This window comes from Thauera sedimentorum, assembly GCF_014489115.1.
Taxonomy (GTDB): Bacteria; Pseudomonadota; Gammaproteobacteria; order Burkholderiales; family Rhodocyclaceae; genus Pseudothauera; species Pseudothauera sedimentorum.
This window is the reverse complement of the sequence record NZ_JACTAH010000001.1, coordinates 808,631-833,795: the sequence shown is the minus strand read 5'-3', so window position 1 is coordinate 833,795 and position 25,165 is coordinate 808,631. Positions and strand designations below refer to the sequence as shown.

The following is a 25,165-nucleotide window of genomic DNA, read 5'->3' as shown; positions in this document are numbered from 1 at the left end:
GGCGGAGCGGCTTCAAGTATCGTGGACCTCAGCCGTTAAGACGTCCGACGACCTGGAAATGTCCGCTTCGATGAACACAGCCCGTCGCCCCGGGGGCGATGAAAACCCCGACGAGCCCTTCGTGCCCGACTTCTCGGAAGGCGCGGAGACAGGCTTGTACCTGGCCCTGCTCGAACTGCTCGACGAGGGCCTGATCATCACTGGCGACGAGGTCATCCTCGAGGTCAACAGCGCCGCCTGCCGCCTGCTCGGGCGCGACTACCGCCAGCTCGCCGGCCAGCCGCTCTCCGATATCTTCCCCTCCGAGCGCGCTTTCCTCACCGCACGCGCCCGCCTGTTCATCCAGGGCGAGATGCGCGGCAGCCTGCAGGTCGCCACGCCCGCCGGCACCCGCGACCTCAAGTTCATCGCCGCCGCGCGCATCCGCCCCGGCATCCACGCGCTGATCCTCAGCCCCGACCTGGCGGCCGAAGGCTATGCCGAAGCAGCCGGCGAGGACAGCGGCAAGGACACCCTGTGGCCGCGCCTTGCCGCAGCCCTCGAACAGCCCGTGCTGGTCATCGACGATGGCGGATATGTCGCCGCCGCCAACGCCGCCGCGCTGCGCACCCTCACCGTCGAGCGCGCCGCGCTGGTCGGCCATCCGCTCGAAGACTGCGTGCAGGTCGACTGGCCCGCGGCCGACGCCGCGCCGCTGGCCACCTTGCAGCCGCCTGCCGGCCCGGCACTCACCGCACGCGTACTGCCCGGCCCCAAACCCGACTGGCGCCTGCTGATCCTGCCGCCGGTCGCCGCCATCGCCGCGCACTCTTCCGCCCCTCAGCAAGCGGCCGCGAGACGGGACGCGGCGCCGGTGCCGCGGGCCTCGGCCGAGGTCTTCAGGCGCGTGTTCGCCGACAGTCCCCTGCCGACCCTGCTGTGTCAGGGCACGGAACTGCGCATTCTCGCGGCCAACGCTGCGGCTGCCGGCCTCTACGGCTACAGCGAGGCGGAGATGGCCGGCCTCACCGTGGCCGATCTGCGTGCTGCCGAAGATCACGCCGGAGCATCCCCGGACAGCGGCGAATGGCACTTGCGCACCCGCGACGGCCGCGACTTCCGCGCCGACGTGCTGTGCTATCCGCTCGAACTGCCCCAGGCGCCGCACACGGTCGTGCTGACTCACGACCTGCCCGACGCCCCGCTGTTCGGCGCAAGCCTGCGCATTCCGCTGGATGTGCTCGACGCCGCCAACCAGGCCATCCTGGTAAGCGATGCCGCCAACCGCATCCTCGCCGTGAACAAGGCCTTCACCGAGATCACCGGCTATACCCTCGACGACGTCCGCGGGCAGGATCCGGCGATGCTGGGGGCCGACCGCCCTGACAGGAATTTCGCCGAGACGCTGTGGCGCGAACTGGCGAGCACCGGCCAGTGGCAGGGCGAGATCTGGAACCGGCGCAAGAACGGCGAAACCTATCCCGAGTGGCTGAGCGTCACCGCGGTACGCAATGCGCGCGGCGAGGTGCTGCACTACATCGGCGTGTTCTCGGATCTCTCCGCACGGCGCCAGGCCGAGTCGCGTGCCGACTATGTCGCCACCCACGACATCCTCACCGGCCTGCCCAACCGGCGGCTGTTCGAACGCCGTTTCATCGAGGCCACCGAACGCGCGCGCGACACCCACCGCAGCGTCGGCCTGATGCGCATCGATCTCGACAGTTTCAAGACGGTCAACCGCGAGTTCGGCGACAACATCGGCGACGACATCCTGCAACAGATCGCCCGCCGCCTGCAGATGGCGGTACCGCGGGGCACCACCGTGGCACGCGAACGCAGCGACACCTTCCTCGCGCTGCTGCCGGACGCCAACCTGACCAGCGAGTTCGGGCGCAGCGCCGAAGCGATCCTCGCCGCGCTCGGCCGTCCGTTCGAGGCCGAGGATCGCCAGATCAGACTGGGCGCGAGCATCGGCATCGCGGTTTTCCCCGACAACGGCAGCGAACTGAACGTGCTCGCCCGCCACGCGGAAGCGGCGCTTGCCCATGCCCGTCAGCTGGGCGGCAACAACTACCAGTACTACGCCGACGAGATGGACGGCGCCCAGATCGAACGCACCGCCTTCGAGATCAACCTGCGCCACGCGGTGGAGCGCGAACAGTTGGAAGTGCACTTCCAGCCGCTGGTGGACGGCCGCGACGGCAGCCTGCGCGGCGGTGAGGCGCTGCTGCGCTGGCGGCACCCGGACCTCGGACTGATTCCCTTCCGCCGTTTTCTCGGCACCGCGCGCGACGGCGGCATCCTCGCCGAGCTCGGCGACTGGGTGCTGCACGCTGCCTGCCGCCACGCCGCCCGCTGGCCCGCGGACGGCGAGCACCCGCCCCTGCTGACGATCAACGTCGCCATCGAGCAGATCATGCAAGGCGACCTGGCCGAACGTGTGGCGATGGCGCTGCAGGCTTCCGGGCTTGCGGCCGACAGGCTGGAACTGGACATCGACGAGATCGTGCTGAAGGAAGAGCACAGCCGCATCCTCGGCACGCTGGAGAAGCTTGCCGCATTGGGTGTGCGACTGGCGATCGACGATTTCGGTCGCGGGCTGAGCTCCATCCCGCGCCTGAAGCGCTATCCGCTGCGCGCCATCAAGCTCGACCCTGCGCTGGTGCGCGACGTCGGCGTGCGCGAGGAGGCCGAAGCGGTGGTCGAAGCCATGACCAGCATGGCCGGCATACTGGGGCTGGAAGTGTTCGCCCGCGGGGTCGAGGGCGAGGCGCAGCAGGCCTTCCTGTGCGCGCTGGACTGCCATCTTCAGCAAGGCCCGCTGTTCGGCCGGCCGATGGGTGCGGAAGAGTTCGCCGCCTACGTGGCCGACCGCGGCACCGCTTCGTAGGAGCGGCCCCGGCCGCGATGCGGCCCTTGGCGGAAGCTCCGCCATGCTCGCGGGCAAGCCCGCTCCTACGGGATCTGGCCGGAGGCCGTGTCAATAGTCCAGCAGACTCCGGCAGTCCTCCGGCCGACCTGACAGGGCCGAGAAACGCCGCAGCCGCTCGCGCACGAATTCGTCCTGCACACGCCGGTCGGCGCAGTAGTCCCGCAACTGCATGGCCTTCGCCACGAGTTCCAGGCGCAAGGCGGTATCGGCCAGCGCGCCGAAGGGATACGCGCTGGTATCGCGCCAGGCCCGGTCGTCCTGGTCCCCGGCTTCCTCGCCATCGGCACCCGCCGGCGCCGTGTTCGCCACAGGCGGTGCGGCGGCAGGCGGCGCCTGCTGCGCCTGCACCGCACCGGCGAGCAGCAGGCAGATCAGGCAGGAAACGATACGGTTTGGGGTCATGGCAGATCGTCAGCGCGGCAAAGTGGCAGCCCCCGTTCTTACGGCAGTTTCCCCACCGAGCTTGAACGGCGCGCGACGCCACGAGGGACGCCGCGCGCCGGCACGCGTCAGGCTTCCAGCGCCTTCACGTGGGTGATCACCTCGGCAATCGCCTGCTGCGCGCTGCCGTACAGCATGCGGCAGTTGTCCTTGTAGAACAGCGCGTTCTCGATGCCCGAGTAGCCCGCACCCTTGCCGCGCTTCACGACGATGACGTTCTGCGCCATGTCCACGTTGAGGATGGGCATGCCGTAGATCGGGCTGCTCTTGTCGGTGCGCGCCACCGGGTTCACCACGTCGTTGGCGCCGATCACCAGCGCCACGTCGGCCTGCGGGAAGTCGGCGTTGATCTCCTCGAGATCGAAGATCTTGTCGTAGGGCACCCCGGCTTCCGCCAACAGCACGTTCATGTGCCCCGGCATGCGTCCGGCTACCGGGTGGATGGCGAAGGCCACCTCCACCCCGCCCTCTTCGAGCAACTGCGCCATCTCCCACACCTTGTGCTGGGCGCCGGCCACCGCCATGCCGTAGCCCGGCACGATGATGACCTTGCTCGCGTAGCGCATCACCGAGGCGGCATCGAGCGCCGAGAACTCCTTCATCGTGCCCTCGATCTCCTGACCCTCGCCGCCCGCGGCAGCACCGGTGAGCGGGGTGAAGATGACGTTGGAGATCGGCCGGTTCATGGCCTTGGCCATCAGCTGGGTGAGCAGCGTACCCGAGGCACCGACGACGATGCCCGCGACGATCAGCGCCGGATTGCCCAGCACATAGCCTTCGAAGCCCACCGCCAGGCCGGTGAAGGCGTTCAAGAGCGAGATCACCACCGGCATGTCGGCGCCGCCGATCGGGCTGGTGAGGATCACACCGAGCACCAGCGCGAGCACGAAGAACAGCACGATCAGCGAACCCGACGGGGTGTCGGAGGCGATGATCGCCAAGCCAAGCAGCGCGGTGACCGCGGCCAGGGCGATGTTCACCTTGTTCTGCTGCGGCAGACGGAAGGCCTTCTTCATGATGCCCTGCAGCTTGGCGAAGGCCACACAGGAGCCGGAGAACGCCACCGAACCGATCAGCGCGCCCAGCACCGCGAGCGTGGCCACTACCGTGCCGTGCACCTCGCCGCGCGCGAACTCCAGCGCCGCGATCGCCGCCGCCGCTCCGCCACCCATGCCGTTGTAGATGGCGACCATCTGCGGCATGTCGGTCATCTTGACCGCCTTGCCCGACCACCAGGCCAGCGCCCCGCCGAGCACGATGGCAAGGATCATCAGGCCGTAGTTCTGCATGCCCGGCGTCTGCAGCGTGACCAGGGTGGCCGCGACCATCGCCCAGCCGGCCCAGACGATGCCCTTGCGCGCGGTCACCGGCGAGCTCATCGCCTTGAGGCCGAGGATGAACACCACCGCCACGACGAAGTACGAGAATTGAATGAATCCGTTCAACATTTAGGCGCCCTCCTTCTTCTTGTCACCCTTGTTGAACATCGCCAGCATGCGCTCGGTGACCACGTAGCCACCGGCCGCGTTGGCCGCCCCGAGGAAGACCGCGACGAAGCCGATCGCCAGCTGCAGCGGATCCTCCGGATCGGCGTGGCCGAGCACGACCATGGCGCCGACCAGCACGACGCCATGCACGAAGTTGGAGCCGCTCATCAGCGGCGTATGCAGGATCACCGGCACGCGCGAGATCACCTCGTAACCGGTGAACGCGGCCAGCATGAAAATATACAAAGCGGTAATGCCGTCCATGTGTGCCTCCCCGGTCAAAGTCCCAGAACCTGCTTCACGCCGGCATGGCGCAGCTCACCCGCATGGGTGAGGCAGCAGCCGGCCATCACCTCGTCCTCCCAGTCGAGCGCAAGCGCCCCGTCCTTGATGAAGGGTGAGATGAAGTTGAAGAGGTTCTTGGCGTACATCTCGGAGGCATGTACCGGCATGCGGCTGGCGATGTGCATGGGGCCGATCACCAGCACGTCGTCGATCCAGGTTTTCTCGCCGGGCACCGTGCCCTCGACGTTGCCGCCGGTCTCGGCGGCCATGTCCACCACCACCGCGCCGGGTTTCATGCGGCGGATCATGTCGGCGCTGATGATCTTGGGCGCGCGCTTGCCGGGAATCGCCGCGGTGGTGATCAGCGCGTCGCACTGGCCCACCGCCTTGGCGAGGCGTTCGGTCTGCTGGGCGCGTTCCTCGTCGGTGAGTTCGCGCGCATAGCCGCCGCTGCCCGCGGCCGACACGCCGGTGTCGACGAACTTGGCGCCGAGCGATTCGACCTGCTCGCGGGTTTCGGGGCGCACGTCGTAGGCTTCGACCATGGCGCCGATGCGCCGCGCGGTGGCAATCGCCTGCAGGCCGGCCACCCCGGCGCCGATCACCAGCACCTTGGCCGGGCGGATGGTGCCGGCGGCGTAGGTCAGCATGGGGAAGAACTTGGGGCTGTGGTCGGCGGCGATCAGCGCGCATTCGTAGCCGGCCACCGCGGCCTGGCTGGACAGCGCGTCCATCGATTGCGAGCGGGTGATGCGCGGCAGCAGTTCCAGCGCGAAGGCGGTGATCTGCTTGTCCATCAGCAGCTTCGCGCGATCGGCGTCGCCCCACGGCTGCAGCATGCCGAGCAGCACGCTGCCCGGTTTCATCGCGCCGATCTGTTCGGCGGTGGGCGGCTGCACACAGAGCAGCACGTCGGCCGCGGCGTACAGCGCCGGGGCGTCGGCAGCGAACTCGACGCCGGCAAAGGCCTCGTCGCGATAATGCGCCGGCACGCCGGCACCGGACTGCATCAGCACTTGTGCGCCGAGCCCCTGGTATTTTTTCACCACGTCCGGGACGACCGACAAGCGTCGTTCGCCGGGCATGGTTTCCGCAGGCACTCCGAGAATCAGAGGCATGAGGCGTTCCTCCCTGTCGATGGGTGTGAAAGGATGCGCGCCGTCCCTGCCTTTTGTTATGTCTCCCTCTCGCACACCGTCCCGGTGCACGCGGCGCTCATCAGATATTACTGATATTAATGATATGCGCAACCACTCATACCCGCCGCAGCGCTTCGTCAGCGTCGGACGGCACCGTTTCCGTTGCCGTTGCCGTTGCGCGCCGGTGCCTCCACCAGCCTGACGATCGCCACGGTGATGTTGTCACCGTAGCCGCCCGCACGCTCGCGTGCTTGGGAAATCAGCTTCTGGGCTGCCTCACGCGGGGGCATGCCGGCCACTGCGGCACCCAGTTCCGCGTCGGAAAAATAACCCCACAGGCCATCCGAGCACAGCAGGAAGCTATCCCCGGCCATCAGCGGCGCCTGATTTCCATGTCCTATCCTGGGTTCGCGCTCGCTGCCCAGGCAGGACAGCAGCACGTTGCGCTGGGGATGCTTGAGTGCGGCCTCCTCGTCGATCTTGCCGCTGCGCAGCATCTCGCCGACCAGGGAGTGATCCTGTGTCCGGGAAACCAGTTGACTACCGCGAAAGTGATATAGCCGGGAGTCACCGCAATGCGCCCAGTCGGCGCGCCCGGGCTGCAGCATGAACACCACCGCGGTGCTGTGCGGGTCCTGCTCGCTGGTGAAGCGGGTGAGCTTGATCACCAGGTGCGCCTCATTCACCACGCTGGCGAGCAGGTGCTCCGGCGTTTCCGAGCGCGGAGCATAGGCCTCGAAATTCTGCTTGGCCTTGAGCAAGACCTGCTCGGCCGCCATGGCGCCGCCCGAGTGGCCGCCCATGCCGTCGGCAAGCACTGCCAGCATCGTTCCGGACATCCTCGGATGGGCGAAAAGCGCCACGCGGTCCTGCTGTTCCTTGCGGTCTCCGGTGTGTCGGGCTACGCAGGTTTCTATGGTGAGCGGCATTGATCGGAGCCCGATGGTGAACGTCGCCAATCATAGCAACGACGCCCCGAACTGGGGCGTCTGCAGGCGGGCGGATTCGGCGAATGAAGCCCCGGAGCGTGACAAATGTCACGCTCGCTCAAGCAGGCCGAATCATGCCCGCGACGCCCCGCCAGATTACGACTAAAGCGCTATCAGATCGCAAACCCGTTGAGACGGGCGTCCACCAGCTCGATCCAATGGCGTATCGGCAGCTCGGTGCCACCCTGCAGATGCGAGATGCAGCCGATGTTCGCCGAAGCGATCAGGGTCGCGCCCCCCTCGGACAATGCAGCCAGCTTGTTGTCGCGCAGCTGCGTGGACAGCTCCGGCTGCAGCAGCGAGTAGGTGCCAGCCGAGCCACAGCACAGATGGGCGTCGCGCACCGGCACCAGCTCGAAGCCGGCAGTGACCAGCAGGCCTTCGACCACACCGCGGATCTTCAGCCCGTGCTGCAGGGTGCACGGCGCATGCCAGGCCACCTTGACCACCTCGTTGCGCCGCCCCTTGAGCAGCGCGCTCAGGCGGTCGGCCTCGGCCGCCACCACAGCGCTCACATCGACGGTGAGTTCGCTGATGCGCCGCGCACGATCGGCATAGACCGGATCGCCCTGCAGCATGTGGCCATAGTCCTTGACCTGCACGCCGCAGCCCGAGGCGGTCATGACGATGGCCTCGATCTCGCCACGCTCGACCAGCGGCCACCATGCGTCGATGTTGCGCCGCGCGTCGGCCCGTCCGCCGTCCTGGTCGTTGAGGTGGAAGCGCACCGCGCCGCAGCAGCCGGCGCCGGCCTGCTCGACCAGCGAGATGCCCAGGGTGTCGAGCACGCGCGCCGTGGCGGCGTTGATCGACGGCGCCATCGCGGGCTGCGCACAGCCGGCCAGCGCCAGCATGCGGCGCTCGTGGCGCGGGCGCGGCCAGGGGCCGGCCGGGCGCGCGAGCGGCACCTTGGCGCGCAGGGTTTCGGGCAGCAGGCCGCGCACCATGCGCCCGGCCTTCATTGCCATGCCAAAGAGCTGGGTGCGCGGCACGAACTCGCGCAGCGCCCAGCGCACCACACGATCGGTGCCACGGCGCGGAACGCGGGCCTCGACCACATGGCGGCCGATGTCGGCCAGGCGGCTGTAGTGCACGCCGGACGGACAGGTGGATTCGCAGGAGCGGCAGGTCAGGCAGCGGTCGAGGTGCAGACGGGTCTTCTCGGTGACCGGCTGGCCTTCGAGCACCTGCTTGATCAGGTAGATGCGCCCGCGCGGGCCGTCGAGTTCGTCGCCGAGCAGCTGGTAGGTCGGGCAGGTAGCGGTGCAGAAGCCGCAATGCACGCACTTGCGCAGGATCTCGTCGGCCTCGCGTCCCTCGGCGGTGTCGCGAATGAAGTCGGCAAGCTGGGTCTGCATGGTCAGAGTTCCTGGTAGAGGCGACCGGGGTTGAAGATGCCGGCCGGATCGAATGCGTTCTTGAGTCGGCGATGGATGGTCAGCAGCGGCGCGGGCAGCGGGTGGAAGACCGCGCCGGCGTGGTCGCCGCGGAACAGCGTGGCATGACCGCCCAGTTGCACCGCGCGCTCGCGGATGCGCTCGGCCGTCTCGCCGGTGCGCAGCCAGCGCTGCGCGCCGCCCCATTCGACGAACTGTTCGCCGGCCAGTTTGAGCGGTGCGGCGGCGCTGGGCATGGACAGGCGCCACAGCGCACCGCCGGCCACATCGGCGCCGAACCACGGCAGGCTCTGCTCGCGCACCCCCTGCCAGAAGGCGGCGGCTTCGTCCTCGCCCACGCGCTCGCCACCCAGGGAGGCGAGCGCGGCCTGCACCGCGGCCTCGGCGCCGGACAGGCGCAGGGTCAGAACGCCGTCCGCCCAGGCGGAAGCCGAGATCGGCAGCGGCTGGCCGCCCCAGGCGTTGAGGCGGTCGATCGCCTCCATCTCGTTCATCGCAAAGCGCAGCGAGGCTTCGGCCACCGGGCGCGGCAACACCTTGAGCGAGACCTCGGCCAGCACGCCCAGCGTGCCCAGGCTGCCGGCCACCAGGCGCGAGACGTCATAGCCGGCGACGTTCTTCATCACCTGGCCGCCGAAGCGCAGCAGCTCGCCGCGGCCGTCCACCAGTTTCACGCCGAGCACGAAGTCGCGCAGTGCGCCGACCGCGGCACGGCGCGGCCCGGATAGGCCAGCGCATACCGCACCGCCCACGGTCGCGCCGCTGCCGAAATGCGGCGGTTCGAAGGCGAGCATCTGCCCACGCGTGGCGAGTTCGGCCTCAAGCTCGGCCAGCGGCGTGCCGGCGCGCACGGTGACCACCAGCTCGGTGGGTTCGTAGCTGACGATGCCGCGGTAGGCGGTGGTGTCGAAGCGCTCGCCGCGCGGGCTGCGCCCGTAGAAGTCCTTGGTGCCGCCACCGCGCAGCTGCAGCGCGGTGCCGTCGGCCGCCGCGGCGCGGATGCGCTCGGACCACTCGGTCAGGATGGTGTCGAGACTGTCGCTCATTTCTCAGATGCCTTCTTTCGGATGTTCGATGTGTGCCGCCGCGAGACCACGCGCAGGGCGAGCCAGGCGCCCACCAGCGAGAGCACCGGCACCGCGACCAGCAGGAACTGGATCCAGGCCTTGTTCATCGTTTCGGCGGACACGGGAGCCGTGTGGCGCCCGCTCAGAAACGCGGAATGTCCGGGTACGGGACGTGGCCTTCCTTGACGTGCATGCGCCCGTATTCGGCACAGCGGTTCAGCGTCGGGATGGCCTTGCCCGGATTGAGCAGCCCGGGCGGATCGAAGGCCGCCTTGACGCGGAAGAACTGGGCGATCTCGGCAGTGGCGAACTGCGAGCACATCTGGCCGATCTTCTCGATGCCCACCCCGTGCTCGCCGGTGATCGTGCCGCCCAGGGTCACCGACAGCTCGAGGATCTCCGCGCCGAAGTGCTCGGCACGTTCGAGCTCGCCGGGCTGGTTGGCATCGAACAGGATCAGCGGATGCAGGTTGCCGTCGCCGGCGTGGAACACGTTGATGCAGCGCAGGCCGTACTTGCCTTCCATGGCCTGGATGGCTTCCAGCATCTCGCCCAGGCGGCGGCGCGGGATGGTGCCGTCCATGCACAGGTAGTCGGGCGAGATCCGCCCCGCGGCCGGGAAGGCCGCCTTGCGTCCGGCCCAGAACTTCAGGCGCTCGGCTTCCGAGCTGGAGACGCGGATCTCGGTGGCGCCGGCCTGCTCGAGTACCGCGCGCACCCGCGCGATCTCCTCGGCCACTTCCTCGGGCGTGCCGTCGGACTCGCACAGCAGGATGGCCTTGGCGTCCAGCGGATAACCGGCATGCACGAACTGCTCGACCGCGGCGGTAGCCGGCTGGTCCATCATCTCCAGGCCCGCCGGAATGATGCCGGCGGCGATGATCGCCGCCACCGCGTCGCCCGCCTTGAGCACGTCGTCGAAGGCCGCCAGCACGCATTGTGCGAGCACCGGCTTCGGAGTCAGCTTCACCGTGACCTCGGTGACCACCGCCAGCATGCCCTCGGAGCCGGTCATCAGCGCGAGCAGGTCGTAGCCCGGGCTGTCCAGCGCGTGGCTGCCGATCTCGACGATCTCGCCCTCGATGCTCACCCCGCGCACCCGCAGCAGGTTATGCACGGTGAGGCCGTATTTCAGGCAATGCACGCCGCCGGCGTTCTCCGCCACGTTGCCGCCGATGGTGCAGGCGATCTGCGACGAGGGGTCGGGCGCGTAGTACAGGCCGTGCGGTGCGGCGGCTTCCGAAATCGCCAGGTTGCGCACGCCGGGCTGCACCACCGCGGTACGCGAATGCGGGTCCAGATGCAGGATGCGGTTGAAGCGCGCGAGCGACAGCAGCACGCCGCGGGTGTGCGGCAGCGCCCCGCCCGACAGCCCGGTACCCGCCCCGCGTGCCACCACCGGTACGCCCATCTGGTGACAGGCGCGCAGCACCGCCACCACCTGCTCCTCGGTGACCGGCAGGGCCACCGCCAGCGGCACTGCGCGGTAGGCGGTGAGGCCGTCGCACTCGTAGGGACGCAGGTCCTCCGGGTCGTACATCAGCGCGCCCACCGGCAGCACACGCGCCAGCGCCTCGATCAGCCGCGCCTTGTCCACCGCGGAAAAATCGGCTTCGCGCTCGGAGGCGAGCGGCTCGTCGGGCAGGACTTGGGTTTCCGACATGGTTCTCGATCCAGTTGCGACCGCCTCCGGGCGGTCCGTTCATTCCTGCAGGAGCGGCCTTGGCCGCGATCATCGCGCTCGGTTCCGTACCGCCGCATCGCGGCCAAGGCCGCTCCTACAACTGCGCAGCGATGCTACGCGCGCTCACCAGCACCGGCCATTGGGGCAATCCACCATGCACGGCGCGCCTTCACCACCCCTGCAGCCAGCCCAGCCCGGATTCGGTGTCCGCGCCGCGCGGGCGGTACTCGGCACCGACCCATCCGGCATAACCCAGGCGGTCGATCTCGGCGAACAGCCAGGGGAAGTTGATCTCGCCGCTGCCCGGCTCGCCGCGCCCGGGGTTGTCGGCAAACTGGATGTGGCCGAAGCGCGGCAGGTGGCGGGCGAGCGTGCGCGCGAGGTCGCCTTCCATGACCTGGGCGTGATAGATGTCGTACTGGATGAAGGCATTGTCGCGCCCGACCGCTTCCATCAGCGTCGCCGCCTGCGCCGTGTGCTTGAGGAAAAAGCCCGGCGTATCCACCGTATTGAGCGGCTCGGCGAGCACGCGGATGCCGTGCGCCGCGGCCGCATCGGCGGCATGGCGCAGGTTGTCGGCCAAGGTATCGAACAGCTCGCCGGCCGCGGCCTCGGCCGGTGCGATGCCGGCCAGGCAGTTGAGCTGCCGGCAGCCGAGCACGCGTGCGTAGTCGAGCGCGCGCGCCACGCCGGCACGGAATTCCGCCACCCGCCCGGGCAGACAGCCCAGGCCGCGCTCGCCGGCCGCCCAGTCGCCAGCCGGAAAGTTGAACAGCACCACCTCGACGCCGGCCTCGCGCGCCGCGCGCGCCACCTGGTCGGCGGGCCATTCATAGGGGAAGTGGAACTCGACGCCGCGAAAGCCGCTGCGCGCGGCCGCGGCGAAGCGCTCGAGAAAGGGCAGTTCCTGGTAGAGGAAGGACAGGTTGGCGCTGAAACGGGGCATGGCGCGGATCTCGGCTGCGTGGTTCGACGAAGCCATGATTCTGCGCCAAGAATGCGTAGGAGCGGCCTTGGCCGCGATGCGGCGGTGGTTTCCCATAGGCTGCATCGCGGCCAAGGCCGCTCCCACGGACGCGCACAACAGGGTTTGCTAACATTCCGCACTTTCCTTCTGGCCGCACGCCGCAGCCCATGCGCCCCGTCCCGCTGCTCGAACGCCTGCTGCCCTTCCTCGCCTGGCCCCGCCAGTGGTCGGGCGCGACCTTGCGCGGCGACCTGATCGCCGGCGTCACGGTGGCGCTGGTGATGGTGCCGCAATCGCTGGCCTACGCCCAACTCGGTTCGCTGCCACCCTACATCGGCCTGTACGCCGCGCTGCTGCCCGCGGTGGTGGGCGCGCTGTTCGGCTCCTGCGGACAGCTGTCCACCGGCCCGGTGGCGCTCACCGCCTTGCTCACCGGCGCCAGCCTGCTGCCCCTGGCGCGCCCCGAGACCCCGGAGTTCGTCGCCCTGGCCATCCTGCTGGCGCTGCTCTCCGGGCTGATCCAGCTTGCCCTCGGCGGGCTGCGCCTGGGCTGGCTGCTCAACCTGCTCTCGCATCCGGTACTGATGGGCTTCGTCAATGCCGCCGCGCTGATCATCTGCCTCTCGCAGCTGCCACCCCTGATCGGCCTGTCGATGGCGCGCAGCGACCAGTTCCTGACCGACCTCGCGGGCGCGCTTGCGCGGCTCGACGCCCTGCACCTGCCCTCCGCCGCCTTCGGCCTGGGTGCGCTGGCCACGCTCGTCGCGCTGCGCCGCCTGCTGCCGCGCCTGCCCGGCGTGCTGCTGGTGGTTGCCGCAGCCACGGCGCTTTCCGCGCTGATCGGCTTCGAGGCAGGTGGCGGACGGGTGGTCGGCGCGATTCCGGCGGGGCTGCCGACCCTGGCCGTGCCCGAGGTGGACCTCGGTGCCGCGGTCACCCTGCTCCCTGCCGCCTTCGTGATCGCGCTGGTGAGCTTCATGGAGGTCACCTCCAGTGCCCGGCTGATCTCGGGCAGGACGCGCCAGCCCTGGCGGCAGAACCAGGAACTGATCGGCCAGGGCCTGGCAAAGATCGCCGCCGCGGCCTGCGGCTCGATGCCGGTCAGCGCCTCGTTCTCGCGCTCCGCACTCAACCACGCCAGCGGCGCGCAGACCGGGCTCTCCTCGCTGATCACCGCCGCACTGGTGCTGCTCGCCCTGCTCTACTTCACGCCCCTGCTGTGGCACCTGCCGGTGCCGGTGCTGGCGGCGGTGATCCTGCAGGCGGTCGCCAACCTGATCGACTTCGGCGCGCTGTCGCGTGCCTGGCGGGCCAATCGCAACGACGGCCTGGCGGCGGTGCTCACCTTCGTCTCCACCCTGGCCTTCGCGCCCAACATCCAGAACGGCATCCTCACCGGCCTGCTGCTCTCGCTCGCGCTGATGCTCTACCGCGGCATGAAGCCCCGCATCGCCTTGCTGGGCCTGCATCCGGACGGCACCTACCGCGACCTCGAGCGCTTCGGGCTGGAACACCCTCACCCCCGGCTCGTCATCCTGCGCTTCGACAGCCCGCTCACCTTCGTGACCGCTGCGACCTTCGAGGAGGGCATGCTGCGTGCGGTCCGCGCCCAGGAAGATGTGCGCGTGGTGCTGGTGTCCGGCGCGGGCATCAACGACATCGACGCCACCGGCCTGCATACGCTCAACGGTCTGGTCGAGCGCCTGCGCACCCAGCGCCAGCGCATGGCCTTCTGCGGCTTGAAGAAGCAGGTGATAGACGCGATGGAACGCGACGGTCTGTGGGAGCGTCTTTCTCCCGAAAGCGAGTTCCGCACCGAGCAGCAGGCCCTGGACGCCCTGCTGCCCACCCTGGACAACGAGGCCGACCTCGGGTAGGCGCCTCGCTATTGACCGATAAGGCTTTTTTCACTAAAGTGCGCGATTCTTCGCAACACCTATCAACTGGAGCAACACCATGTACGCGGTGATAAAAACCGGTGGCAAGCAGTATCGCGTCACCACCGGCGAAAAGATCAAGGTAGAACAGATACCGGCAGACGTGGGCTCCGAAATCACCATCGACCAGGTTCTCATGGTCGGCGAGGGCGAGTCGGTCAAGATCGGCACCCCGGTGGTTTCCGGCGCTACCGTCAAGGCTTCTGTGGTTTCCCACGGCCGTCACGACAAGATCAAGATCTTCAAGATGCGTCGTCGCAAGCACTACCAGAAGCACCAGGGCCATCGCCAGAACTACACCGAAATCCGCATCGAAGCGATTTCGGCCTAAGTCAAGACCAGGAGGTAATTCGTCATGGCACACAAAAAAGCTGGCGGCAGTTCCCGTAACGGTCGCGACTCAGAATCCAAACGACTCGGCGTCAAGCGCTACGGCGGTCAGCAGGTCCTCGCAGGCAACATCATCGTTCGCCAGCGCGGCACCCAGTACCACCCGGGCGAGAACGTCGGTATCGGCAAGGACCACACCCTGTTCGCGCTGAAGGACGGCACCGTCCAGTTCTCCGTGAAGGGTTCCCAAAGGCGCCGCACCGTCACCATCGTGCCCGCTGCTGCCTGATCCCGGTTTACCGGTCCGAAAAGCCCTATCCTTGCGGTAGGGCTTTTTTGTTTTTGGCCATCACAGGCTCATACCCATGAAGTTTTTCGACGAAGCGCGCATTGAGGTCATCGCCGGCGACGGCGGCAACGGCATCGCCTCCTTCCGGCGCGAGAAGTTCGTGCCGCGCGGCGGCCCGGACGGCGGCGACGGCGGTCGCGGCGGCAGCGTCTACGCAGTTGCCGACCGCAATCTCAACACCCTGATCGACTTCCGCTACACCCGCATCCATCGCGCCCAGCGCGGCGAGAACGGCGGCAACAAGGACTGCTACGGCAAGGGCGGCGAGGACATCGTGCTGCGCATGCCGGTCGGCACGGTGATCACCGACCAGGAAACCGGCGATCTGATTGCCGACCTGGACGAGGACGGCAAGCGCGCCCTGCTCGCCCGCGGCGGCAAGGGCGGACTGGGCAACATCCACTTCAAGTCCAGCGTGAACCGCGCGCCGCGCAAGCGCACCATGGGCGAGGAAGGCGAACGCCGGGCGCTGCGCCTGGAGCTCAAGGTGCTGGCCGATGTCGGCCTGCTGGGCATGCCCAACGCCGGCAAGTCCACCTTCATCCGCGCAGTCTCCGCCGCGCGCCCCAAGGTGGCGGATTACCCGTTCACCACGCTCGCGCCCAATCTCGGCGTGGTGCGCACCAGTGAAGCGCGCAGCTTCGTCATCGCCGACATCCCGGGGCTGATCGAGGGTGCAGCCGAAGGTGCCGGCCTGGGCCACCAGTTCCTGCGCCACCTGGCCCGCACCCAGGTGCTCCTGCACCTGGTGGACCTGGCGCCTTTCGATCCGGAAGCCGATCCGGTACGCGACGCGCTGGCCATCGTCGACGAACTGCGCAAGTACGACGAGGAGCTCTACAACAAGCCCCGTTGGCTGGCGCTGAACAAACTCGACCTGATTCCCGAGGACGAGCGTGCGCAGCGCGTGGCCGACTTCCTGGCCGCCTATGGCCCGGTCGACCGCCACTTCGAGATCTCCGCGCTCAAGGGCGACGGCTGCCAGGCGCTGATCCACGCGCTGCAGGACTTCATCGACGCCGAGCGCGAGCGCATCGAGGCCGAACGCGCAGCACGCCGTGCCGCACACGAGGCCGCCCAGGCCGCCCTGCTCGCCGAGCGGGCGCGTCCGCTCGGCGATGAAGAGGGGGATGAAGAGGACGAAAGCCTCGACGAGGACGACGCCGACCTCGAGGACGACGCAGACGATACGTACGGCGGGCAGCGTTCCCGCGACTGAATCCGGTTCGAACCATGAGAGCGAAGATTCGTGATGCCCGCCGGCTGGTGGTGAAGGTCGGCAGTGCGCTGGTGACCAACAACGGCGCCGGCCTCGACAAGCAGGCGATGGCCGACTGGGCCCGCCAGATCGCGCAATTGCGCAGCGCCGGCAAGCGCGTGGCGCTGGTGTCCTCGGGCGCCATCGCCGCCGGCATGCAGCGCCTGGGATGGACCAAGCGCCCGCACGAGATGCACCGCCTGCAGGCCGCCGCTGCGGTCGGCCAGATGGGTCTGGTGGAGGCCTACGAAGAAATCTTCGCACGCCACGGTCTGCACACCGCGCAGATCCTGCTGACCCACGACGACCTCGCCGACCGCAAGCGCTATCTCAACGCGCGATCCACGCTGAATACGCTGCTCGACCTCGGTGTGGTGCCGATCATCAACGAGAACGACACCATCGTCACCGACGAGATCAAGTTCGGCGACAACGACACCCTGGGCGCGCTGGTCGCCAACCTGATCGAAGCCGACGCACTGATCATCCTCACCGACCAGAAGGGCCTGTACACTGCCGACCCGCGTCGCGACCCGGCCGCGGAGCTCATCAGCGAGGGCCAGGCCGAGGATCGCCGCTTCGAGGCCATGGCAGGCGGCGCCGGCAGCGGCATCAGCAAGGGCGGCATGATCACCAAGGTGCGCGCCGCCCAGCGCGCCGCGCGCAGCGGCGCACACACCTGCATCGCCAGCGGCCACGAAACCGACGCCCTGCTCCGCCTGGCGGCCGGCGACGGCCTGGGCACCCTGCTGTACGCCGGCAGCACCCCGTTGCAGGCGCGCAAGCAATGGCTGGCCGACCACCTGCAACTGGTCGGCAGCCTGGTGCTTGACGAAGGCGCGGCAGCGGCGCTACGCGCCGGGCGCAGCCTGTTGCCGGTGGGCGTGCTGGAGGTCAGGGGCGACTTCGAGCGGGGTGCCGCGGTATCGCTGCACGATGCTGCCGGCGAGGAACTGGGCCGCGGGCTGATCAACTACAACAGCACCGAGGCGCGCCGCATCGCGCGCAAGCCGAGCAGCGAGATCGAGGCAACCCTCGGTTACATCGACGAGCCGGAACTGATCCATCGCAACAACATGGTGGTGCGCTGAATCGCCCATCATCGCCGGACCGGACTACGCCCCCCCGGAATGCGCATGAGAAAAGGGAGCCTCGCGGCTCCCTTTTCTCTTTCCTGCACCCGCCCCCGGAGGGGCGAGTTGGTCGGCTTCCGGTCAGGCGGCAGCCTTCTTGCGACGTGCCACACCCAGGCCCAGCAGGCCGATACCGATCAGCGCCACCGTTCCCGGCTCCGGCACCGCCAGGCGGAACTGGCCGTTGTTGCTGACGAAGAAGGAACCGTCAGCCGGATCGTTCACCCAGGTACCCGGAAGACCCGAGTAATCGAAGACCTCGTCGGCGAAGGTCGTGTTGAGCTGGGCGGTCGGGATCTGGTTGGCGTTCACCGTTGCGAAGCCGAACAGCAGACCGTTCGGATCATTGACCAGATCGGCCATGTCCTGGGTCAGCCCGGCATCGAAGAAGAAGTAGCCGCTATCCATCGAAGTGGCCCGCGCCACCAGTTCGACCTGACCGTTGGCGATCGGGGTGCCGTCAGGATTGACCTGCAGGCCGCCGCCAGTGATCTCGAAGGTCGCGATCGGCGTGCCGTCCACACCGAAGGTTCCCGTCGTGGAGCCCCACTGACCGAGCGGTATCGAATACAGGTGCAGGGTGCCGCCCGTGAAGGAGGCCGAACCGCCGAAGGTGCCGCTGCCAGTGGCGTCGAACAGCGCGGCGAGTTCAGCGGTCTGGTCACCGGAGTAGCTCAGGCCGAAGTCGTGGGATGTGGACCGTACTGCACCCCACTCCTCGAAATCGAAGCTGAGTCCACCGGTAGGCGTCAGCGTGATGTAAGCACCGCCGACGATGTCGAGGAAGCTGATGATATTGGTAGCGCTCCCGGCCCCACCCGCACCGTCGGCATCGAGATACCAGTTGGTGAGGACTGCCGATTGCGCCGCGGAACTCATCACCAGACCGGTGGCGACGAGGCTCGAAGCAAGCAATTTGCGGATGTTCATGTCGATCTCCTAAGTGCTGACCGTCCGGACCTGACTTCTCAGAACGCTCGACCAACATTTAGCAGAATGCGTGCCACCGGCCTTAACAACTCCTACTTCATTGTTTTTGTAGATATTTTTATATCACCACAGCAAGACACCAACTGGCCCGCCAGCCGACTGTAAAGAATGCCGACACCGTCAAACCGCCTTCCCGGCACCGGCTTCCGCCATCAGTTCTTCCAGTGGCCGGCGCAGCGAGCGGGACCGCGGCACCGCACCGCTGCCTACCCGGCAGAAGAACACGCCCCGCCCCTCGGCGCCGAGCAGCGCATCGACCTGGGCGCCCACCTGCGCCACGCCCGCATCCACCTCCGGCGAACGCGAAACGCTGCGCCGGTTGGCCGCGTACCAGCGGAAGATCAGCGGGGTCATCTCGGGTTGCAGGCGCAGATCCACCGACTCGGCGGTGAGCCACAGCCGCTGCATGGCCGCCCCAGCGTCGACGTAGTCCTCCAGTGTCCGGGGGGCGACGTCACGACAGATCAGCACATGGGCCGCACAGCGGATCGCCGGCAGGTAGTCGAGTTGGACACGCGGCGCCACGGTGCCAAACAGGTAGCGGTTGAAGAAGTCCACCCGCTCCCAGCTCTGCATCACCCAGCGCATCAGGCGCGCGGTCAGCGGATCGACGCCGACGGCCTGCTCGGGAATGCGGTCGGCGCTGAAGCGCGCGCCCCACTCGATGATTTCCTTATGCACCGGAAAGGCCTCCGGGCAGGTCAGCCGGATGCGGGCGTTGTCCCACAGCAGGCGGGCGATCTGCCGGCGCTCGGCCGCGGATTCGAACAGGCGGACGCTGTAACCCGGACCCGGCGCCGCCTGCAGCGCGCGGCGCTGCGCGGCGCTCAGCGGGGTCGTCCTCATCGGCCGGCGCTGCACGCAGCGCGTTTCGATGAAGGGGATCAGCAGGTCGGCCGCCAGCGCCGGATCGTCGGCCAGTTTTACATCGAACACCGGCGCGGTGTCCGGCGTCCCCGCACGACGCGACCATTGCGCGCGCAGCCCGGCGCCGGTGGCGGCGATGCGCAGGGTTTCCAGCAGCGCGCCGTGCGCCATGTGACTGGCGTGGCCGTCGAAGTCGTACAGGCACCAGTCGCGGGTGTCGTTGCCATGGACGGCGATGTGCCCGTCGGCCACGATCTCGAAGCGCCACGGCTGCGTGTTGTCGCCGCTGGGCGCCCAGCGGGCGAGGTCCAGGATCTTGGTCAGGGTGTCGCGATCAGCCATGTCGGCCTCCGGAGGTGCGCATCTTCGTCAGTTGCCGGCGGGCAATCCACAAGCCCAGGCGCTGCAGCGGATGGCGGTTGCCGCCCGGGCGCCAGGTGTGCGTCAGGCGCAGGCGGTAGGCATCGAACTGGTAGCCGTGGGGAGCCGGACGCAGTTCGCCGCGGCCCAGCAGGATCTTCAGCGCCTCGGTGGCGGTGACCCCGGCGCACAGTTGGCAGGCGGCGATGGTGGAAGGGCCGCGGTGCTCGGCGAGATTCACCCGCGAGGGATCGGCCAGGTAGCCGCGCTGCAGCATGGCCGGCGACAGCCCGAGCAGGAAACGCACCGCCATCTCGTCCTCGTCGCAGCCTTCGAGGCAGAAGTAGTCTTCGAAGGACATGCCGCCCGGCATGAACACCAACACGGCCGTGCCCATGCCCAGCGGCGCCGCGGTGACCGCCGGCACGCCGAGCCGGTGGCAGGCGGCGAAGGTGTCGCGGCGCGCATCGAAGGCGAAGAAGTCCAGGCCATCGACGTACAGGTCCACCCCGCGCAGGAAGTCATCGAGGTTGTCCTGCGCCACACCTTGCGGAAAGCGCCGGATGTCCAGCTCCGGGTTGATGTCGGCGGCCATCTCGGCCAGCACGTCCACCTTGGGGCGGCCGAGCGCGGAGACCATCGCGCCGGCCTGGCGGTTGAAATTGACCAGGTCGAAGGTGTCGAAGTCGGCGATGTTGAACGCCCCGATGCCCAGCCTTGCCAGGGTCAGCAGATGCACGCCGCCCACCCCGCCCATGCCGGCGATCGCCACCCGCTTGCCGCGCAGGGCCTGCTGCTCGGCCTCGGTCACCCAGCCGATGTTGCGCGAGAAGGCCGCCTCGTAGTCGAAGCCCACGGTCATGGAATAACTCCTCAGTCATCGCCGGATCCTGCAGCTATCATAGAGAAGCCCTTCCGCCGTTGAAACCGTCCGCGCTTTCGTAGGAGCTGCCTTGGCCGCGATTGCCGTGCCGGCCTCCGTGAGAATCGCGGCCAAGGCCGCTACTACAGGAGCCCTGTCCGCTCAGGCGCAGGACGGACGAAGATGGCGGTCCTGCTGCGATTGACCTGTTCGACGAGGTGAGCATTGATTGCCAGCCTGATCCAGACCCTCCGCCTGGCCGCCCGCAACCTGCTGCGCCAGCGCCGCCGCGCGCTGCTGGCGCTGGCCACGGTGTGCGGCGGGGTGGTGGCCTACCTGCTTGCCGGCGGCTTCATCCACTGGATCTTCCAGGACATGCGGGAATCGACCATCCATTCCCAACTCGGCCACATCCAGATCACCCGGCCGGGCTATTTCCGCGAGGGCCTGGGCGACCCCTACAGCTACCTGCTGCCGGCAGACACCGCGGCGCTTGGCGCCGATGCGGACGGCGGCTTCCGCACCATCGCCCCCCGCCTCGCCTTCAACGGCCTGGTGAGCAAGGGGGACGACACCATCTCCTTCGTGGGCGAGGGCATCGACCCGCAGCGCGAGGCGCCGGTGACCCGCGCCATCACCATCGTCGCCGGCCGCGACCTGACCGATGCGCCGCCCGCATCGGTGCTGCTCGGCGAGGGCCTGGCGGCCAACCTGGGCGCACAGCCCGGCGACATGGTGGTGCTGCTCGCGACCACCGCGGACGGCGGCATCAACGCGGTGGAGCTCGAAGTCGCAGGCCTGTTCGCCACCATCACCAAGGCCTACGACGACACCGTGCTGCGCGCGCCGATCGAGGTCGCCCGCCAGCTGATGCGGGTGGAGGGTGCCACCAGCTGGGTGGTGCTGCTCGACGACACCGACGCCACCACGCGCACGGTTGCCGCGCTCGGCCAGCGCCTGCCCGCGGACCGCTTCGAGATCATCCCGTGGTCCGATCTGGCGGATTTCTACAACAAGACGGTGGAGCTGTTCTCCCGCCAGGTCGGCGTGGTGCGCATCCTGATCGCGCTGATCGTGGTGCTGTCGATCTCCAACACCCTGTCGATGGCGGTCATCGAGCGCACCGGAGAGATCGGCACCGCAATGGCCATCGGCGTGCGCCGGCGCGGCATCCTCGCGCTGTTCCTGTCCGAAGGCGCGCTGCTGGGGGTGGCCGGCGGGGTGATCGGCGTGCTCGCCGGCCATGCGCTCGGCGCGCTGGTGTCGGCCATCGGCATCCCGATGCCGCCGCCGCCCGGCATGGCGCGCGGCTACGTCGGGCAGATCGCCATCTCGCCCGCGCTGGCGCTGGACGCCTTCCTGCTCGCCTTCGTCACCACCCTGGTGGCGAGCATCTTCCCGGCCTGGAAGGCCTCGCGCATGAACATCGTCGACGCCCTGCGCCACCAGAGGTAGCCGCCATGCTCTTCAAGCTTGCGCTACGCAACATCTTCCGCCAGAAGCTGCGCACCGCGATGACGCTGGGCGCCATCGTCTTCGGGGTGTGCGGGCTGATCCTCTCCGGCGGCTTCGTGCAGGACATCTTCCACCAGCTCGGCGAAGCCATCATCCACTCGCAGACCGGTCACGTGCAGGTCTTCCGCAAGGACTTCCTCGAGCGCGGCAGCCGCCAGCCCGACCGCTTCCTGATCGACGAGCCCGAGAAACTGGCCGGCCGCATCGCCGCCCTGCCCGAGGTGGCCGAGGTGGCCGCCCGGCTCAACTTCGCCGGGCTGCTCAACAACGGCCGGCGCGACCTGGCGATCATCGGCGAAGGCATCGAGCCGGACAAGGAGGCCCGCCTGGGCACCTATCTGCAGATCACCGCCGGGCGCCAGCTCACCGACCGCGACAGCTTCGGCATCCTGCTCGGCCAGGGCGTGGCCCATTCGCTGAGCGTGAAGCCCGGCGATCCGCTGACCCTGGTGATGAACACCGCAGACGGCGCCCTGAACACCCTGGATTTCGAGGTGGTGGGCATTTTCCAGAGCTTCTCCAAGGACTTCGACGCGCGCGCGGTGCGCATCCCGCTGGCCGCCGCACAGGAGCTCATGTACACCCCCGGCGCCAACGTGCTGGTGGCCACCCTGCACCGCACCGAAGACACCGATGCGGCCATGGCGTCCATCGGCGCCCTGCTCGACCCCGCGCAACTGGAGGCGCGCAGCTGGCGGCAGCTGTCGGACTTCTACGACAAGACCCTGCAGCTCTACGACCGCCAGTTCGGCGTGCTGCAACTGATCATCCTGTTCATGGTGCTGCTGTCGGTGGCCAACAGCGTGAACATGAGCGCCTTCGAGCGCCTGCCGGAGTTCGGCACCATGCAGGCCCTGGGCAACCGCAAGCGCGACGTGTTCCGCCTCATCCTCGCGGAAAACCTGCTGCTGGGCCTGATCGGCAGCCTGCTCGGGGTCGTGACCGGCATCACGCTTGCACTCGGAATATCCGCGATCGGCATTCCCATGCCCCCGCCACCCAACGCGAACGTCGGCTACACTGCCTTCATACGCATCGTCCCGCTCACGGTGCTGACCGCCTTCCTCATCGGTTTTGCGGCCACGGTCCTGGCCGCGCTGTTCCCGGCGCGCCGGGTTTCGGCAACCCCGGTCGTTGAGGCCTTGAGACAGGGCACCTGAGCGGCTCCGGGAGCTCAAACATGCTGCTCTTCGAACGTTTCAACCTCGGACACGGTTTCCGCAAGTACTTCCGCATCGCGCCGGCGGTGGACGACCCCCTGCGCGATCGCGTCTACCGCATCCGCCACGAGGTCTACTGCGAGGAGCTGAAGTTCGAGCCCGAACGCCCGGACCGCCGCGAAACCGACGAGTACGATCCGCACAGCCTGCACTGCCTGCTGACCACCAACTCCGAGCCGGAACGGCCGGTGGGCTGCACGCGCGTGGTCCTGGCGCGGCCGGACGACCCCGATTTTCCGCTGCCGTTCGAGCGCACCTGCGCCGCAACCATCGACCGCCGCATCGTCGATCCGGCACGCCTGCCCCGCGACCGCATCGCCGAGGTGTCGCGCCTGGCCGTGCGCGCCAGCTATCGCCGCCGGCGCGCCGACGGGCATGAGGAGATGTCGATCCACGACGAGGACTTCGGCCTGCCCGAACGCCCGCGCTTTCCCTACATCCCCATCGGGCTCTACCTGGGCGCGGTGGCGCTGGCCGCGCGCAGCGGCATCGACACCCTGTTCGTGCTCACCGAGCCGCGCCTGGCCTCGCATTTCGCCAAGCTCGGGGTGGAGATCCGCCAGATCGGCGGGGGCGTGGATCACCGCGGCCTGCGGGTGCCGTCGATGATGGACGTGCAGGGCATCATCAAGAACATGCGCATGATCGTGAAGCCGATCTGGCGCGTGATCCGGGAAGAGATCGAAGTCGGCTACGAACGCGGCGCCGGCGGATCACGGCTTACCGACCGGCCGCCCGGACCGCCCGGACCGCCCTGAGTCCTGCCCCGGCGGCGCATCACCCGGTGCGCTCCCGCCTGTCGCCTGGGCCTCGCCGGCTGCGCCCTTGTCGGCTGCGAGTGCGTCGCCCAGCGGCCCCACCTCCGGCAACACCCCCACCCGGTGCGCTGCTCGCGACACCGCGTGCGCCGCCAGCGGCGCAGTGGCCAGCACCACCACCAGGGCGAACATCGCCTCCAGCGCGGCCTCCCCGCTGCTGGCGGCCGCCACCCCGGCCAGGATCAGGGCCGCCCCCAGCGCGCCGGCCTTGCTGGCCGAATGCATGCGGCTGTAGCAGTCCGGCAGGCGCAGCACGCCGATTGCGCCGACCAATCCCAGCAATGCCCCGCCCAGGATCAGCACCGTCGCCAGCCAGGCGGTGATCGATGCGTTCATGCGTCGCCCTCCCGTCGTTCGCCGGTCGCCAGCTCCCCTGCGCGGCGCTGCGCGTCGGTCTTGCGCGGCGCGAACAGCAGCATGAAGGCGGTGGTCCCAAGGAAGGACACCAGTGCCAGCACCACCGCCACATCCAGCAATTCGGACTGGGCAGTGGCCAGGGCCAGCAGGCCGACGACCGAGATGCCCAGCAGGGCCAGCGCGTCGATCGCCACCACGCGGTCGGGGGCGGTCGGTCCGCGCAGCAGGCGCACCGCCACCAGCACGGCGCTGATCGCCAGCAGCAAGAAGGCCAGCGGCAGCACCCAGCCGGCGCCCACGATGTCTACGGTCATTTCGCCTCCCACAAGCCATCGCCCGCATCCAGCCAGGCGAGCAGGCGCGCCTCGATGCGCCGCACGCCTTCCTCCACCTCCGCTGCCGAACCGGCGTCCAGCGCATGGACGTAGAGCGTGCGGCTCTCCGACCGATAGGCCAGCGCCAGCGTGCCGGGTGTGAGCGTGACCAGCGCGGCGATCAGCGTCGCCACCCGGTCGTCGGCGCGCGCGAGCGCCACCGGCACCACCGCAGGCGAAACCTCCACCCGCCGCGCCAGCACCAGGCGCGCGACGTCCAGGCTGGCGCGGCAGACCTCCACCACGAACCAGCCGGCAAAGCGCAGCCCGAGTTCCAGCCTCAGCAGGTAACCGCGCAGGCCGGTCAGGCGCACGGACATCTTCAACAACAGGTATACCAGCACGAAGGCCACCAGCACGCCGAGTGGCGAAAGACCACCGGAGAAGGCTGCCAGCCCGGCGGCCAGCAGGATGTGCAGGCCGAACAT

The 25,165-nt window shown here is 68.6% G+C and carries 25 protein-coding genes; 9 read left to right on the top strand and 16 right to left on the bottom strand.

What is annotated here, in order from left to right; all coding sequences use genetic code 11:
* Positions 1–70 precede the first annotated feature (70 nt).
* Positions 71–2,869 (top strand): putative bifunctional diguanylate cyclase/phosphodiesterase, encoded by a 2,799-nt coding sequence (locus IAI53_RS18575; protein WP_225433130.1) that lies wholly within the window; start codon positions 71–73, stop codon positions 2,867–2,869.
* 90 nt (positions 2,870–2,959) lie between these two features.
* On the opposite strand, the gene IAI53_RS03720 is transcribed toward IAI53_RS18575, so the two are convergent.
* The 10 genes from IAI53_RS03720 to hyi all read right to left on the bottom strand — a co-directional run bounded on the left by IAI53_RS03720 (position 2,960) and on the right by hyi (position 12,346).
* The gene (locus IAI53_RS03720) at positions 2,960–3,313 is read right to left on the bottom strand and encodes a hypothetical protein (protein WP_187716789.1); all 354 of its coding nucleotides are present in this window, start codon (positions 3,311–3,313) and stop codon (positions 2,960–2,962) included.
* Positions 3,314–3,420: 107 nt separating this feature from the next.
* Entirely contained in the window at positions 3,421–4,800 is a 1,380-nt protein-coding gene (locus tag IAI53_RS03715; protein WP_187716788.1) for an NAD(P)(+) transhydrogenase (Re/Si-specific) subunit beta, read from the bottom strand.
* Positions 4,801–5,103: an NAD(P) transhydrogenase subunit alpha part 2 gene (locus IAI53_RS03710; RefSeq protein WP_021248654.1), complete on the bottom strand. Its 303-nt coding sequence runs from the start codon at positions 5,101–5,103 to the stop codon at positions 4,801–4,803.
* A 14-nt stretch (positions 5,104–5,117) separates the two neighbouring features.
* A complete protein-coding gene (locus IAI53_RS03705; RefSeq protein WP_187716787.1) occupies positions 5,118–6,242 on the bottom strand; it encodes an NAD(P) transhydrogenase subunit alpha in 1,125 nt (374 codons plus the stop codon).
* A gap of 158 nt (positions 6,243–6,400) precedes the next feature.
* The gene (locus tag IAI53_RS03700; protein ID WP_187716786.1) at positions 6,401–7,192 is read right to left on the bottom strand and encodes a PP2C family protein-serine/threonine phosphatase; all 792 of its coding nucleotides are present in this window, start codon (positions 7,190–7,192) and stop codon (positions 6,401–6,403) included.
* Between the two features lie 173 nt (positions 7,193–7,365).
* Positions 7,366–8,610, bottom strand: a complete 1,245-nt coding sequence (gene glcF, locus IAI53_RS03695) for a glycolate oxidase subunit GlcF (RefSeq protein ID WP_187716785.1) — start codon at positions 8,608–8,610, stop codon at positions 7,366–7,368.
* Between the two features lie 2 nt (positions 8,611–8,612).
* Positions 8,613–9,695, bottom strand: a complete 1,083-nt coding sequence (gene glcE / locus IAI53_RS03690; RefSeq protein ID WP_187716784.1) for a glycolate oxidase subunit GlcE — start codon at positions 9,693–9,695, stop codon at positions 8,613–8,615.
* Complete coding sequence (locus IAI53_RS18570) at positions 9,692–9,823, bottom strand: hypothetical protein (RefSeq protein ID WP_262407728.1); 132 nt, start codon at positions 9,821–9,823, stop codon at positions 9,692–9,694. The genes glcE and IAI53_RS18570 overlap by 4 nt, the downstream gene beginning before the upstream one ends.
* Before the next feature lie 35 nt (positions 9,824–9,858).
* A complete protein-coding gene (locus tag IAI53_RS03685; RefSeq protein ID WP_187716783.1) occupies positions 9,859–11,379 on the bottom strand; it encodes an FAD-linked oxidase C-terminal domain-containing protein in 1,521 nt (506 codons plus the stop codon).
* Positions 11,380–11,569: 190 nt separating this feature from the next.
* On the bottom strand, positions 11,570–12,346 hold the full coding sequence (gene hyi, locus IAI53_RS03680) for a hydroxypyruvate isomerase (protein ID WP_187716782.1): 777 nt from the start codon (positions 12,344–12,346) through the stop codon (positions 11,570–11,572).
* Positions 12,347–12,534: 188 nt separating this feature from the next.
* Here hyi and IAI53_RS03675 point away from each other — a divergent pair, with 188 nt between their 5' ends.
* The 5 genes from IAI53_RS03675 (at position 12,535) to proB (ending at position 17,332) form a co-directional block, all read left to right on the top strand.
* A complete protein-coding gene (locus IAI53_RS03675; protein WP_187716781.1) occupies positions 12,535–14,244 on the top strand; it encodes a SulP family inorganic anion transporter in 1,710 nt (569 codons plus the stop codon).
* A 79-nt stretch (positions 14,245–14,323) separates the two neighbouring features.
* The gene (gene rplU, locus IAI53_RS03670) at positions 14,324–14,635 is read left to right on the top strand and encodes a 50S ribosomal protein L21 (protein ID WP_187716780.1); all 312 of its coding nucleotides are present in this window, start codon (positions 14,324–14,326) and stop codon (positions 14,633–14,635) included.
* A 24-nt stretch (positions 14,636–14,659) separates the two neighbouring features.
* Entirely contained in the window at positions 14,660–14,923 is a 264-nt protein-coding gene (gene rpmA, locus IAI53_RS03665; protein ID WP_187716779.1) for a 50S ribosomal protein L27, read from the top strand.
* A 76-nt stretch (positions 14,924–14,999) separates the two neighbouring features.
* Entirely contained in the window at positions 15,000–16,202 is a 1,203-nt protein-coding gene (gene cgtA / locus IAI53_RS03660; protein WP_187716778.1) for an Obg family GTPase CgtA, read from the top strand.
* 14 nt (positions 16,203–16,216) lie between these two features.
* Positions 16,217–17,332, top strand: coding sequence for a glutamate 5-kinase (gene proB, locus IAI53_RS03655; protein ID WP_187716777.1), 1,116 nt, complete (start codon positions 16,217–16,219; stop codon positions 17,330–17,332).
* A gap of 123 nt (positions 17,333–17,455) precedes the next feature.
* On the opposite strand, the gene pepA is transcribed toward proB, so the two are convergent.
* The 3 genes from pepA to IAI53_RS03640 all read right to left on the bottom strand — a co-directional run bounded on the left by pepA (position 17,456) and on the right by IAI53_RS03640 (position 20,453).
* On the bottom strand, positions 17,456–18,304 hold the full coding sequence (gene pepA / locus IAI53_RS03650; protein WP_187716776.1) for a flocculation-associated PEP-CTERM protein PepA: 849 nt from the start codon (positions 18,302–18,304) through the stop codon (positions 17,456–17,458).
* A gap of 180 nt (positions 18,305–18,484) precedes the next feature.
* Positions 18,485–19,573 (bottom strand): nitroreductase family protein, encoded by a 1,089-nt coding sequence (locus IAI53_RS03645; RefSeq protein WP_187716775.1) that lies wholly within the window; start codon positions 19,571–19,573, stop codon positions 18,485–18,487.
* Positions 19,566–20,453 (bottom strand): ThiF family adenylyltransferase, encoded by an 888-nt coding sequence (locus tag IAI53_RS03640; protein ID WP_187716774.1) that lies wholly within the window; start codon positions 20,451–20,453, stop codon positions 19,566–19,568. The genes IAI53_RS03645 and IAI53_RS03640 overlap by 8 nt, the downstream gene beginning before the upstream one ends.
* Positions 20,454–20,678: 225 nt before the next feature.
* On the opposite strand from IAI53_RS03640, the gene IAI53_RS03635 reads away from it, so the two are divergent.
* The 3 genes from IAI53_RS03635 to IAI53_RS03625 are packed head-to-tail and all read left to right on the top strand — an operon-like array spanning position 20,679 to position 23,946.
* Positions 20,679–21,908: an ABC transporter permease gene (locus tag IAI53_RS03635; RefSeq protein WP_225433128.1), complete on the top strand. Its 1,230-nt coding sequence runs from the start codon at positions 20,679–20,681 to the stop codon at positions 21,906–21,908.
* 5 nt (positions 21,909–21,913) lie between these two features.
* Positions 21,914–23,128: an ABC transporter permease gene (locus tag IAI53_RS03630; protein WP_187716773.1), complete on the top strand. Its 1,215-nt coding sequence runs from the start codon at positions 21,914–21,916 to the stop codon at positions 23,126–23,128.
* Between the two features lie 20 nt (positions 23,129–23,148).
* Positions 23,149–23,946: a PEP-CTERM/exosortase system-associated acyltransferase gene (locus IAI53_RS03625; RefSeq protein ID WP_187716772.1), complete on the top strand. Its 798-nt coding sequence runs from the start codon at positions 23,149–23,151 to the stop codon at positions 23,944–23,946.
* Here the strand turns inward: IAI53_RS03625 and mnhG are convergent.
* Genes mnhG through IAI53_RS03610 form a run of 3 tightly spaced genes read right to left on the bottom strand, consistent with a single transcriptional unit; the run spans position 23,902 to position 25,165 of the window.
* On the bottom strand, positions 23,902–24,342 hold the full coding sequence (gene mnhG, locus IAI53_RS03620) for a monovalent cation/H(+) antiporter subunit G (RefSeq protein WP_187716771.1): 441 nt from the start codon (positions 24,340–24,342) through the stop codon (positions 23,902–23,904). The genes IAI53_RS03625 and mnhG overlap by 45 nt on opposite strands.
* Positions 24,339–24,677, bottom strand: coding sequence for an MrpF/PhaF family protein (locus tag IAI53_RS03615; RefSeq protein ID WP_187716770.1), 339 nt, complete (start codon positions 24,675–24,677; stop codon positions 24,339–24,341). Before IAI53_RS03615 ends, mnhG begins: the two co-directional genes overlap by 4 nt.
* Complete coding sequence (locus IAI53_RS03610; protein ID WP_187716769.1) at positions 24,674–25,165, bottom strand: Na+/H+ antiporter subunit E; 492 nt, start codon at positions 25,163–25,165, stop codon at positions 24,674–24,676. The genes IAI53_RS03615 and IAI53_RS03610 overlap by 4 nt, the downstream gene beginning before the upstream one ends.